Here is a 12,352-nt window from a genome sequence, read left to right on the forward strand (position 1 = left end):
GAACAGCCCCGGATGCGGAAGATACTCGTCGTCGGAGCCGGCCAGTCCGGACTCCAGATCGCCCTCGGACTCCAGTCGCACGGGTACGAGGTCACCCTGATGTCCAACCGGACGGCGGACGAGATCCGCTCCGGCCGGGTCATGTCCACGCAGTGCATGTTCCACACGGCACTGCAGCACGAGCGCGATCTCCAGCTGAACTTCTGGGAGTCCCAGGCCCCGAAGATCGAAGGACTCGGCGTCTCGGTGGCGGCCCCCGGCTCGTGGAGCGAGGGCCCCGCGGCGCGGGCGATCGACTGGGTCGGACACCTCGACGGGTTCGCGCAGTCGGTCGACCAGCGGGTGAAGATGGCCGGCTGGATGGAGACGTTCGCGCAGCGCGGCGGCCAGCTGGTCATCCATGGCGCGGCGGTCGGCGACCTCGACTACTTCTCCCGTACGTACGACCTGGTGCTGGTGTCGGCGGGCAAGGGCGAGCTCGTCCAGATGTTCGGGCGGGACGCGGAGCGGTCCCCGTACAGCGAGCCGCAGCGCGCGCTGGCCGTGTCGTACGTCCACGGCCTGGGCCCGCGTCCGGAGCACCCGGACCAGGAGGCCGTCCGCTGCAACCTCGTCCCCGGTGTCGGCGAGCTGTTCGTCATGCCCACCCTGACGACCTCCGGGCGCGCGGACATCCTGTTCTGGGAGGGCATACCCGGCGGCCCGCTCGACGTCTTCGACGGCGTGAAGGACCCGGCGGAACACCTCTCCCTGACCCTGGAACTCATGGAGAAGTACGTCCCGTGGGAGTACGCGCGGGCCACCAAGGCCGAACTCACGGACGCGGGGGGCGTCCTCAGCGGGCGGTATGCGCCGACCGTGCGCAATCCGGTCGGGCGGCTGCCCGGCGGCGGGCTCGTGCTGGGCGTCGCGGACGTCGTCGTGGCGAACGACCCGATCACCGGGCAGGGGTCCAACTCGGCGTCCAAGTGCGCGGCCGCGTATCTCGCCTCGATCGTCGAGCACGGGGACAAGGAGTTCGACGAGGCGTGGATGCGCGCCACGTTCGACCGGTACTGGGCCACCGCTCAGCACGTGACCAAGTGGACGAACGCCATGCTGGCGCCGCCGCCGGAGCACATCCTCAACCTCATCGGCGCGGCGGGCCAGCTGCCGCCGGTCGCCGACCGGTTCGCCAACGGGTTCAACGACCCGGCCGACTTCGAGAACTTCTTGTACGAGCCGGAGAAGACCGGTGCGTATCTCGCCGAGGTCTCCGGCACCTAGGTGTATTGACCCGCAGGGTTGTTCACGCGGGTGATGGGTGGCTGGCCGCCGGACAGGCCCTAGCGGCCGGCCTTTCCGCGTGCCTCCGGGCGTACGGCTCCCAGGACCGGGTTCGACGCGATCGGGGAGACCTTGATCTTCTCCCCGGGGCGCGGGGCCTGGATCACCTTGCCCTTGCCGATGTACAGGGCCACGTGCGTGGCGTCGGGGAAGTAGACGACGAGGTCTCCCGGGCGCAGTTTCGGCAGCGGGATGCGGTCGAGCCGCGCCCACTGCTCCTGGCTCGTACGGGGGATCGGGGTGCCGGCGTGGGCCCATGCCTCGGACGTCAGCCCTGAGCAGTCGTACGACTTCGGGCCCTCCGCGCCCCACTTGTACGGCTTTCCCAGCTGCTTCCTGGCGTAGCGGATCGCTCGGTTCGCCCTGGAGGAGGGCTTGTGGTCGTCCTTGGCCAGGGCGCCGGATGCCATGAAGGCCCGCTGGGCCTTGGCGATGTCGGTCTTCTCGAATTCGGCCAGGGCCTTGAGCTGGGCGGCGGTCAGGGATGCCAGGAGTTCCTCGACCTTCCTGAGGCGCTTCTGCACGGCGTCCCTGTCCCTCTTCTGGCGTTTGGCCAGGGCGAGTTGCGTGTCGAGGGCCTTGCGGGCCCGGTGGGCCAGCTCGTCGGCCTTGCGTTCCGTGCCGGTCAGCCGGCCGACCGCCTCCGCGCGCTCGCGTGCCAGCAGGCCGATGACATGGCCCTGGTCCAGGGCGTGCTGGGGGTCGCGGGCCAGGAGCAGGCGTACGTACGGGGAGATGTCGGTGGTGTTCTGGTACTGCTGACGGGCCAGGCGGCCGGCCGCGCCTCGGCTGTCGTGCAGGGAGGCGCGGGCGCGGGCCAGGGCGGCGTCCAGGCGGGACACCTCGGTGCGCTGTTTCTTCAGCTTCTCCGCGGTGGCGTTGTAGGTCTCCGTGGCCTGTTCGGTCTTTCGGTAGAGGCGCTGGAGGTCCGTCAGGAGGGCGGCCGTGGAGCGCTCGGAATGCTCCCGGGGGGCGGGGGCCGGGTCGGGGGCCGCCATCGCGGGTGCCGGTACCGAAACGGATGCGAGGACCGTGGCGGCCGAGACCGCAGCCGTAGACGCCAGACGCAGAAGCCTTCCTGACATGCCATCACCTCCGGTGCGGAGAGGATTTCTGCTCCGCACCGCGAGCTTTAGCCGCGGACGGCCTGTTCGCTCGGCAGGTGTGCGCGGGGTGGCGGAGCCCCGTCACTCGTTCGTGTCGTGTGGCTTGCCCTGCGGCGTGGTGTCTGGCTTGGACCACGGCCAGTTCAGTCGGCGGCTCGGCTCGCCCTCGGGGGCGTACTCGTACTTCCAGCGGTGGGAGAGGCCCACGCGGGTGCCCGGTGTGCGCGGGACGCGGCGGTAGACGAGGACCGTGGGCGGCCCGCCGTGCGGGTCGGGCACGGGGATGCGGTACGTCTTGGGCGGGTGGCCTGTCATGCCCAGGAGCACGGGCAGGACGCGGCCGTCCATGGGGCCGCCCTCGAAAGGGGTGTCTTCGCTCTTCACGGCACCAGTGTCAGTCATCCGCCGCGAGCTGCTCGGACAGGGCGGCGGTCTGGGGATCCCGCTTCGCGGTGACGGCGAGTGCGGCTGCGAACTGGTCGACCAGCCAGTCCCGTAGTTCCTCCACGGGCGGCTGCTTGCCCTCGTCGAGCCAGATGAGGGAGGCCGCCTCGACCGCGGTGATCCACATGCGCACGGTCATACGGAGGTGGAGGCCGGGATCGGTGACCCGCAGGTGACTGAGGATGTGCTCGGCCGCGGCTCGGCGTACGCCGTCCACTATGGCGGTGGTGCGGGACGTCTCCACGACGCTGCCGCCCTGGAGGAGGGCGCTGAAGCCGGTGTCGTGTTCACCGACGAAGGTGAGGTAGCGGTCGAGGGCGCGGGAGAGGCGGGGGAGGAGGGGGCCCTCGCGGGGTTCGTCGAAGCAGTGCTGGAGCTCTTCGGCGGCCGAGCGGAGGGCGGCCTCGTAGAGCTGTTGCTTGCCGCCGGGGAAGTAGCGGTACACCAGGGGGCGGGAGACTCCGGCTGCCTCTGCCACGTCGTCCAGGGACACGTCCTCGGGGGCGCGGTGTGCGAACAGTCTCAGCGCGGCGTCGAGGAGCTGACTGCGACGCTCCTCGACGCTGAGGCGGCGGTAGGCCGGAGCGGCGGTCATGGGATGAAGCCTAGTCGCCGTGAGGGGTGCTGGTGATCGGCGGTTGCGGATCCGACGTGGCTGGTCGCGCACTTCCCCGCGCCCCTTGGGGAGCTGCGGTGCCGTCGGCTGTCAGGCGCGGGGCGCGGCCCCACTCACGCCAACAGACCCGACGACCTCCACAGGCGCCGGCCCACCCCGCGCAGTACGCCGATGTCGTCCAGGAAGTCCGTCAGCTTCTTCGCCCCGGTCTGCATGACCTCCCGTCGATGCCCGCTCGCCTTCACCTGGGCCATGGCCTCCCGCTTGTCGAGGCCGACGTTCGTGTAGACCTCGGGGTTCACGAAGGCCACGGAGAAGACGCGGGCGAACTCGCCCGACGTGACCCGGGTGAACTCCTGGGACCACTTCGGGGCCGTCACCATCTGGCGGCGCAGCTCCTCGCGGGCGTACCGGACGTGGCGGGCCTCCTCGACGACGTGGATGCGGGTGACGCCGCGGATCAGGGGCTGTATTCGCTCGTCCGGGAAGGTCAGGCGCTGCATCCAGTCGAGGATCTCCTCGCCGAGGAGGGTGGCGGTGAAGGAGCCGGGGGTCGTGGAGATCGTCTTGAAGAGGCGGCCGAGGTTCTGGTGTGCGCGGCTCACGGGGTACCAGGGGGTGTCACCGTGGGAGATCAGGCGGGCGAACATCTTGGAGTGGCGGCACTCGTCCTCGATCTCGGTGAGGGCGTAGCGGACGTGGGCGCTGGTCGCTGACTTGTCGTAGATGTGGCGGACCAGGAGCTGCATGAGGATGATCTCGAACCAGATGCCCAGGGAGGCGAGCGCGGCGGCCTCGTGCTGGGAGAGCAGGATGCGCTGTTCCTCGCTCATGCGCTTCCAGAGGGGCGTGTCGTAGAGCGAGACCAGCTCCGGGGGCCAGAACCACTTGCCCTCCTCGAAGGGCGCGTCCCAGTCCAGTTCCCTGTCGGGGTCGAAGGAGTGCTTGGCGGAAGAGGCGAGGAGGCGTTCTGCCACCTGTTCGCGGTCCTTGAGCAGGCCGAGTGCGTCACGCAGCCCGTCGAGCGCGTCGGCTTCCGTCAGGGTCGTCATCGGTCCTCACCTCTGTTACCGGGGGTACGTCTTCCGGGGTCTTATGAGACTGCTTGTCAGCAAGCCCGTCAATCCCTCGCGCAGGACTTGTTGACCCCTCGTCTACCGCGTGTGAGCCTGCGGGGCATGCCGACATACGACCTGTACGCCAAGGACCCCGGAGACCCTCAGTGGCAGGTGCCGGCGGCCGGCGCGGCCCGTTTCAGCTGGGAGTACCACGACGGCCGCGAGCGGCTTCTGGCCCTGTACCAGAAGGGCAAGGACAAGCAGTGGGACGGGCAGCTGCGGATCGACTGGGACGTGGAGGTCGATCCGTACGACGCGCTCGGTACGCCGGAAGAGGCGATGGCCCTGTACGGGACGTCCTACTGGGCGAAGATGAGCGAGCGGGAGAAGGGCGAGCTGCGGAAGCACTACGCCTCCTGGCAGTTCAGCCAGTTTCTGCACGGTGAGCAGGGCGCGATGATCTGCGCGGCGCGGATCGTGGAGTCGGTGCCCGACATGGACGCGAAGTTCTATTCGGCGACCCAGACGATGGACGAGGCGCGGCACGCCGAGATCTATGGCCGCTTTCTGCACGAGAAGATCGGGATGGTCTATCCGATCAACGACAATCTCCAGTCCCTGTTGGGGGACACCCTGCGGGACAGCCGGTGGGACATGCCGTATCTCGGTATGCAGGTGCTGATCGAAGGGCTCGCGCTGGCCGCCTTCGGCATGATCCGGGACACCACCGACAAGCCCCTGCCCAAGCAGATCCTGGCATATGTGATGCAGGACGAGGCGCGGCATGTGGCCTTCGGGCGTATGGCGCTGAGGGATTACTACAAGCAGTTGAGCGACGCCGAACTCCGCGAGCGTGAGGAGTTCGTCATCGAGGGCTGCTATCTGATGCGGGACCGGCTGCGGGGTGTCGAGGTTCTGGAGAACTTCGGCATTCCGAAGGCCGAGGCGGAGCAGATCAGTGAGCGGTCGGAGTTCTTGCAGTTGTTCCGGCGGCTGCTCTTTTCCCGCATCGTCCCCTGCGTGAAGGACATCGGGCTGTGGGGCACGCGCCTTCAGCGGGCCTATGTGGACATGGGTGTTTTCGAGATGGGGGACTCCAATCTGGATTTGCTGATGGCGCAGGACGAGGAGATCGCCGAGAAGCTGGACGCGGAGCGGTTCGCGGCGGAGGAGCGGGAACGGGTCGCCGAGGTGGGGGAGGCGATCGCGGCGGGGGCGGACGAGCCCTAGGCCGAGCAGCCCAGCCCGTCCGGGACCTCGCCGAGCACCGGCTCCGCCCCCTGCGGCGGGAACGACGTGCGCAGGGTGAAGGCGTACGGGGTCGGGCCGTTCGTGCGGAGGTGGAGAAGGCGGGACTCGGCCTCCGCGACCGTCGGGCGGTGGCCCTTGGGGACCCACCACAGGGTCGTCATCGCCTCCTGCACCCGCTCGAACCTCCCCCACTGCCTTAAGGGCGTGGGGGGACCCCCACCCGGCGGCGGGCCAGCATCTCGCGGTGGCGGCCCTGGTACATGCACGCGGTCAGCGTGTCGGTGTCGCGCCATACCGTCATGTTGATGATCAGCCACTCGTCACCGAAGACGCTCACGTCGGTCGCGTCGCCGGAGTCGCCCTTCAGGCGCCAGACGAAGCCGTCGGCGGCCTCGGCGTCGGCGTTCACCGGGTCGAGGTTGTCGACGAAGTCCTTCAACTACGGGGAGTCCAAGGGGGCCTTGAGGCGGGCGATGTTGACCTGGGCGAGTTCGTAGGCGGCTTCCGCGGCGGCTGATGTCGTCGTCATGGACCGAACGACAGGTCGGGACGGACGAGAGGCCCAAGGGGTATCTCAGCGCTTGGGCCCCTGTGGCGCTTCAACGGCTGTTCTTCGAGGGGGAGTTCAGCACCGCTTCCATGACCGCCCGCGCGATCGGGGCCGCGTCCCCGCCGCCGCTGATCTCGCCCCGGTCCGCGTCCGCGTCCTCCACCACCACGGCGACGGCGACCTTGGGCTCCAGATCGGTGTCGCCCTTCGCCCAGGAGACGAACCAGGCGTACGGCGTCCCGGAGTTGCCGAGGCCGTGCTGGGCCGTGCCGGTCTTGCCGCCGACCGTCGCGCCGGGAATCCAGGCGTTCGTGCCGGTCCCCTCCCGCACCACGTCCGCCATGAGTTCCTTGAGGAGTACGGCGGTCGACGGGCGCATGGCCTGCCGTGCCGGGCGTGAACCGCCCGTCGACACCGTGGAGCCGCCCGCCCGGGTCGTGCGCTCCACCAGGTACGGCGAGCGCACCTGGCCGCCGTTCGCCACGGCCGCCGCGACCATCGCCATCTGGAGCGGTGTGGCGCGGGTGTTGTACTGGCCGATCGACGACAGGGCGAGCTGTGCCTTGTCCACCGTGGTGTCGAAGGTGCTCTCGGCGACCGAGTACGGGATCTTGAGGTTCGCGTCGTTGAAGCCGAAGGCTTCCGCTGTCGCCGCCATCCGGTCCACGCCGACCTTGACCCCCAGCTTGGCGAACACCGTGTTGCACGACCACTCGAACGCTTTCCGCAGCGGGGCGTCCTTGCAGCCCTCGGACTCGTTCGTGAGGGAGGTCCTCGTGCCCGGCAGGGTGTAGGGGGCGGGGGAGTCGGTCGGCTTGTCCAGGTCCTCGACCACGCCCGAGTCCAGGGCCGCGGCCGCCGTCAGCACCTTGAAGGTCGAACCAGGCGGATACGTCTTGCGCACCGCCCGGTTGAGCATCGGCTTGTCCGGGTCGCGGTTCAGCGTCGCCCAGGACCGGGCCACCGCCGAGCGGTTCCCGGACAGGACGGACGGGTCGTACGACGGGGCGGACACCAGGGCCAGGATCCGGCCCGTCGCCGGCTCGACGGCCGCCACCGCGCCCTTGCGGCCCGCGAGGCCCTCGTACGCCGCCCGCTGCGCGGCCGCGCGGAGGGTGGTGGCCACGTCGCCGCTGGGATACCGGTCGCGGACGCTGCCGTTCCAGAGGGGGAAGGGCGAGAGCAGGGGGTCCGTGCCCGACAGGACACCGTCCTCCGTGTGCTCCAGGAGGGTCGTGCCGTACACCTGCGAGGCGAAGCCGGTGACGGGGGCGTACATCGGGCCGTTGGTGTACGTCCGTTCGTAGCGGAGGGGCTCTCGGGTGTCGCGGGATCCGGTGACCGGGGCGCCGTCGACCAGGATGTCGCCGCGCGGCTGTCCGTAACGGGAGATCGTGGTGCGCCGGTTGGCGATGTTGTCGTCGTAGGACGGGGCCTCGAAGACCTGGATGCGGGTGGCGTTCACGAGCAGCGCGACCAGCAGCAGGGCGCAGAAGAAGGCGGCGTGCCGGATGTGCCGGGTCATCGGGCCGCCTCCTCGCCCTTGGGTACGCCGAGTCTGCTGCGCGCCTTGTCGCTCACCCGGATCAGCAGCGCAACGATCGCCCAGTTGGTGACCACCGACGAGCCTCCTTGTGCCAGGAACGGCATCGCCATGCCGGTCAGCGGGATCAGGCCGGTCACCCCGCCCGCGATCACGAACACCTGGAGCGCCACGATCGAGGCGAGCCCGACGGCGAGCAGTCGGCCGAAGGGGTCGCGCAGGGCGAGCCCGGCCCGGTAGCCGCGCTCCACCAGCAGGCCGTAGAGCAGGAAGATCGCGGACAGGCCGGCCAGGCCCAGCTCCTCCCCGGCCGTCGCCAGGATGAAGTCCGACTTGGCGGCGAAGCCGATCAGGATCGAGTGGCCGCGGCCCAGTCCCGTGCCGAGCATGCCGCCCGCCGCGAAGGCGAACAGCGACTGGGACAGCTGGTTGGGGCCCTCGCCCGCCTCGATCGACGCGAACGGGTGCTGCCAGTCCTCGACCCTGCCGTGCACATGCGGCTCCAACTGCCCGACGGCCACCGCGCCGAGCGCGGCGAGCAGCAGGCCGAGCGCGATCCAGCCGGTGCGGCCGGTGGCGACGTAGAGAAGGACCACGAACAGGCCGAAGAACAGGAGGGAGGTGCCGAGGTCGCGTTCGAGGATCAGGACGCCCACGCTCAGCAGCCAGATGGCGACGATCGGGCCGAGGACGCGGCCGGTGGGCAGTTGCAGTCGCTCGATCCCGAGGACACGACGGCCCGTGTACGCCAGCGCACTGCGGTTGGCGGCCAGATACGCCGCGAAGAACACCGCGAGCAGCACCTTCGCGAACTCGCCGGGCTGGATGGAGAATCCGGCGATCCGGATCCAGATGCGGGCGCCGTTCACGGAAGGGAAGAAGATCGGCAGGGTGAGGAGGGCGAGCGCGGCGACGACACAGACGTAGGAGTAGCGCTGGAGGACGCGATGGTCGCGCAGCAGGAGGACGACCAGGATGAACAGCGCCACGCCCAGCGTGGACCAGACGAGTTGGGCGGGTGCCGCCAGGTCGTTGGGTGTCTCCAGGTCGAGCCGGTAGATCAGGACCAGGCCGAGGCCGTTGAGCAGCACCCCGATCGGCAGCAGCAGCGGGTCCGCGCAGGGGGCGCGCAGGCGCACCGCCAGATGGGCGACCAACGCGAGTACGCCGAGCCCGGCGCCGTAGCCGGCGGCGCCGGGCGGGACGGTGCCGTGCTTGGCGAGGCCGACCGCGCAGTAGCCGTACACGGAGAGCAGGACGGCCACGACGATGAGGGCCAGTTCGATGCCACGGCGCCGGGGGAGACGTACGGCGGGAGCGGGGGTGTCCGCTGCCACCAGGGTGGTTCCGGCCTTGGTCATGTCCGGAACTTACCCAATTAGTCCGTCTTGTGTGCCTTATGGCTCAGCGTCAGCGTGGCTTGTGCCCGAAGACCTTGATGTAGTGCGCCCCACGGTTTTGCAGCCGACTAACAACCGGCCGCCCCGAGCTCCTGGTCCTCGTTCTCCCTAGCGGAGCGTCAGCGTGGCGACGGCACCGCCGTCCGCCGCGTTGTCGAACGTCAGCCGAGCCCCCAACACCTCCGCCTGCCCCAGCGCGATGGTCAGCCCCAGCCCGTGCCCCTTGGCCCCACCCTCCGTACGGAACCGCTGCGGCCCATGGGCGACCAGATACTCCGGATAGCCCACGCCGTGATCCCGCACGGTGACCACCGGCCCGTCCACCGTCAGAGACACCGGCCCCCGCCCGTGCTTGTGCGCGTTCGCCACGAGGTTCCCCAGCACCCGTTCCAGCCGCCGCCGGTCGGTGTCCACCACCGCGTCCCGCACGACGACGACCTCGGTCTGCGTCCCGGACGCCCGCACCACCCGCTCGGCCAACGCCCCCAGCGGCTCGCTGGCCACCTCCGAGCGCTCCCGCCCGCTGTCCAGCCGCGAGATCTCCAGCAGGTCCTCGGTCAGCGTGCGCAACGCGGCCACCCGGTCCTGCACCAACTCCGTGGGCCGCCCCGGCGGCAGCAACTCGGCCGCCGCGTGCAGCCCGGTCAACGGCGTACGCAGCTCGTGCGCGACGTCCGCCGTGAAGCGCTGCTCGGCGAGCAGCTTGCTCTGCAACGACGACGCCATGGAGTCGAGGGCGGCGGCCACCGCGGCCACCTCGTCCTGCGGCCGGGTCGGATCCTTCGTACGGGGATCGTCGACCCGCGCGTCCAGGTCGCCCCCGCTGATCCGCCGGGCCACCCGGGCCGTGGCGTGCAGCCGGCGCGTCACCCGGGTCACCGCGAACGCGCCCACCAGGACCGTCGCCCCGATCGCCAGCGCCGACGACCACACGATCGCCCGGTCGAGCCCCTCGATGGTGCGGGCCTGCTGCGAGTAGTCGACCTCGACCGCCAGGGCTCGCTCGCCGTCGGCGGGGCCCGCCGCCCACATCGTGGGGCGCCCCCGGTACTCGGCGACCATCGTGCCCCGCTCCCCGGCGACGGCCAGTTCCCGCAGGGACTCGGGCAGCTCCGGTGGGTCGAGGGCGACGCCGTGCTGGAGGGCGTCCCCGGCCTCGAACGCCGCCGTCGCGTCCTCCAGCCGGGACAGCGCGAGGTCGCGGGCCTGGCCGACGGTCTGGTTGGTCACCGAGACGTGCACCAGGATGCCGAGCATCACGGCGAGCGCACAGCACATCACCGTGATGAAGACGGCGGCCTTCACGGCGAGCGTGCCGGCCCACCGGGGGAGCCAGGGCCTCATGGCGTGCTCGCCGAGGGGGAGGCCGAACGGGATGCTGAGTGCGAGGCCGAAGGCGAGGGGGTGGGGTGGGGCGTCTCCTTCTTGTGCGGCCCGGTGCGCAGCATCTCGTCGTGCGTGAGCAGCATCGCCTTCTGGTCCGCGTCCCAGGTCCACTGGAGCCGGTACTCGTAGCCGGCCACCTCGGAGGGTGAGCGTATGATCACCGACCGCCCGGCCAGCTCGACGCTGCTGACGGCGTCGTCCCAGCTCATCACCTGTACGAGCCGGTGCTTCTCGACGGTGTAGACGCGCACGGCGGTCGTCTTGCCGGGCATCAGCCGGAAGCCCAGGGTCAGCTCGGGCTGTCCGTCGCCGGTCAGGTCCCGCAGGTAGGGCCGCAGCACCGGGCACTTCCCGTGCCCGGCACCCTTGCCGCAGTCGGCCATCAGCCGGCCGGTGTCGCGGTACGGGGCGTCGTCGCCCTCGTAGTCCCCCGGGCTCTTGGCGATCTCCTTGCCCACGACCGCCACCGGGTTCACGTTGCGGAGGTCGCTCCCGGGGACGGTGACGCCCTTCACGACCTCGCGGTTCACCTCGCCGATCTCATAGGCGGGGCGGGACGCCGGCGTCAGGTTCGGCCAGAGCTTGTCCGGGCTGACCGCGGTCTCGGTCGGGCCCGCGCCCTTGAGGTCCCCGGCGTCACCGCAGGCCGTGGCGGCCGCCAGCAGCAGGGCGACGAGCGCGACGATGCGCGCGGGGCGGCTGCGGGGCACGGTTCTCCTGGGGCTGGGGCTGGGGCTGGGGCTGGGCTCGGGGTGGGTGTCGGCCCGTACACACTATTCGGACGGAAGTCCTTTTTGCGCACCCGGTGGGCGGACGGGCGAACCGGTTACTCGGCGAGTTCCTCAAGGAGCCGGGCGGTCGACAGGCCGGCTCGGAGGTAGTCGACGAACAGCTCGTTGTGCAGGGCCCACGGAGAGCGGCGGGAGCGTATCAGCCGGATCGCCTGTTCGGCGGAGTGGTTCCGGCGGATCAGGGCGTGGGCGATGACGAGTCCCGAGCGGTTGTACCCGTGATAACAGCGGACGAGGACCCTGCGGCCCTCGTCCAGCGCCTCGCACGCGGCGTCCGCCAGCCGTATCACCCCGGCCAGCTGGGTCCCGTCCAGCGGCCCGTCGGGGATCGGCCACACATGGTGCCGGACACCGGGATCCGGCCCGTGTCCGGGCAGCCGCAGCAGCGTCTGTACGAGATCGAACTCGTCCCGTACGACCGCGAACTCCAGTTGCCCCGACTGCCCCCGGAACTCGTGCCCGCCCATCCACAGGCCGGGCACGATCTCGCTCCACGGGCTGTCCGGAGCCGGTACGTCGGGTTGCTTCCTGCGGGTACGCAACGGCGCCTCCCCAACCACCCCCAGGGCGGTCTGCCCAACTCCTCTCAAAGGTAACCGGGTTCTTGCCCCCGCAGCACCCCGCCTGTTCCCATGGTCAGTGGGGTGATGGTGCATGAGCGGACTGCGCGTCATACCGACCTGGCGGCACGGCCAGGAACGGCTCTACGTCTGCGCCGCGGACGGGCGGAACATCGCCTGGTACGACCGTGAGGCGGCCAGGATCAACCTGCTCTCCGACGACCGCAGAGAGGATGTGCTGGAGGCCCTCGGCCCCTTCGTCACCGGCCCGGTGACCGTGGCCCCGCCCGAGGCACTGCACGAGACCTTGGAAGCCGCCAC

At 70.4% G+C, this 12,352-nt stretch carries 12 protein-coding genes and 2 pseudogenes; 3 read left to right on the forward strand and 11 right to left on the reverse strand.

The features are described from left to right. Positions 1-12 precede the first annotated feature (12 nt). Positions 13-1,266 (forward strand): styrene monooxygenase/indole monooxygenase family protein, encoded by a 1,254-nt coding sequence (locus ADK36_RS11745; RefSeq protein WP_048586097.1) that lies wholly within the window; start codon positions 13-15, stop codon positions 1,264-1,266. A gap of 59 nt (positions 1,267-1,325) precedes the next feature. Here the strand turns inward: ADK36_RS11745 and ADK36_RS11750 are convergent, their stop codons facing one another. The 4 genes from ADK36_RS11750 to ADK36_RS11765 form a co-directional block, all read right to left on the reverse strand. Further along, positions 1,326-2,411, reverse strand: coding sequence for a C40 family peptidase (locus tag ADK36_RS11750; RefSeq protein ID WP_048586098.1), 1,086 nt, complete (start codon positions 2,409-2,411; stop codon positions 1,326-1,328). A gap of 102 nt (positions 2,412-2,513) precedes the next feature. Continuing rightward, a complete protein-coding gene (locus ADK36_RS11755) occupies positions 2,514-2,834 on the reverse strand; it encodes a hypothetical protein (RefSeq protein WP_199830152.1) in 321 nt (106 codons plus the stop codon). After that, complete coding sequence (locus tag ADK36_RS11760; protein WP_048586100.1) at positions 2,827-3,471, reverse strand: TetR/AcrR family transcriptional regulator; 645 nt, start codon at positions 3,469-3,471, stop codon at positions 2,827-2,829. Before ADK36_RS11760 ends, ADK36_RS11755 begins: the two co-directional genes overlap by 8 nt. A gap of 134 nt (positions 3,472-3,605) precedes the next feature. Beyond that, positions 3,606-4,544 carry an AurF N-oxygenase family protein gene (locus tag ADK36_RS11765; RefSeq protein WP_048586101.1) on the reverse strand — a complete coding sequence of 313 codons (939 nt, stop codon included), beginning with the start codon at positions 4,542-4,544 and terminating at the stop codon, positions 3,606-3,608. 126 nt (positions 4,545-4,670) lie between these two features. On the opposite strand from ADK36_RS11765, the gene ADK36_RS11770 reads away from it, so the two are divergent. Next, positions 4,671-5,780, forward strand: coding sequence for a ferritin-like domain-containing protein (locus tag ADK36_RS11770; RefSeq protein WP_053197258.1), 1,110 nt, complete (start codon positions 4,671-4,673; stop codon positions 5,778-5,780). Here the strand turns inward: ADK36_RS11770 and ADK36_RS11775 are convergent. The 7 genes and pseudogenes from ADK36_RS11775 to ADK36_RS11800 form a co-directional block, all read right to left on the reverse strand. Next, positions 5,777-6,240: pseudogene (locus tag ADK36_RS11775) on the reverse strand (DUF3291 domain-containing protein). The gene ADK36_RS11770 and the pseudogene ADK36_RS11775 overlap by 4 nt on opposite strands. Then, positions 6,241-6,330, reverse strand: coding sequence for a DUF3291 domain-containing protein (locus ADK36_RS50080; protein ID WP_234329740.1), 90 nt, complete (start codon positions 6,328-6,330; stop codon positions 6,241-6,243). 70 nt (positions 6,331-6,400) lie between these two features. Continuing rightward, entirely contained in the window at positions 6,401-7,876 is a 1,476-nt protein-coding gene (locus ADK36_RS11780; RefSeq protein ID WP_048586102.1) for a penicillin-binding transpeptidase domain-containing protein, read from the reverse strand. Next, entirely contained in the window at positions 7,873-9,255 is a 1,383-nt protein-coding gene (locus ADK36_RS11785; protein ID WP_048586103.1) for an FtsW/RodA/SpoVE family cell cycle protein, read from the reverse strand. The genes ADK36_RS11780 and ADK36_RS11785 overlap by 4 nt, the downstream gene beginning before the upstream one ends. Positions 9,256-9,402: 147 nt before the next feature. Beyond that, positions 9,403-10,638, reverse strand: coding sequence for a sensor histidine kinase (locus tag ADK36_RS11790; protein WP_053197239.1), 1,236 nt, complete (start codon positions 10,636-10,638; stop codon positions 9,403-9,405). Beyond that, positions 10,635-11,390, reverse strand: a complete 756-nt coding sequence (locus tag ADK36_RS11795; protein ID WP_048586105.1) for a hypothetical protein — start codon at positions 11,388-11,390, stop codon at positions 10,635-10,637. The genes ADK36_RS11790 and ADK36_RS11795 overlap by 4 nt, the downstream gene beginning before the upstream one ends. Positions 11,391-11,506: 116 nt before the next feature. After that, positions 11,507-12,013 carry a protein-tyrosine phosphatase family protein gene (locus ADK36_RS11800; protein WP_048586106.1) on the reverse strand — a complete coding sequence of 169 codons (507 nt, stop codon included), beginning with the start codon at positions 12,011-12,013 and terminating at the stop codon, positions 11,507-11,509. A 112-nt stretch (positions 12,014-12,125) separates the two neighbouring features. Between ADK36_RS11800 and ADK36_RS11805 the strand changes: the two are divergent. Then, a pseudogene (locus ADK36_RS11805) lies at positions 12,126-12,352 on the forward strand (hypothetical protein); the annotation flags it as partial.

Source organism: Streptomyces viridochromogenes, assembly GCF_001270495.1.
Taxonomy (GTDB): domain Bacteria; phylum Actinomycetota; class Actinomycetes; order Streptomycetales; family Streptomycetaceae; genus Streptomyces; species Streptomyces viridochromogenes_A.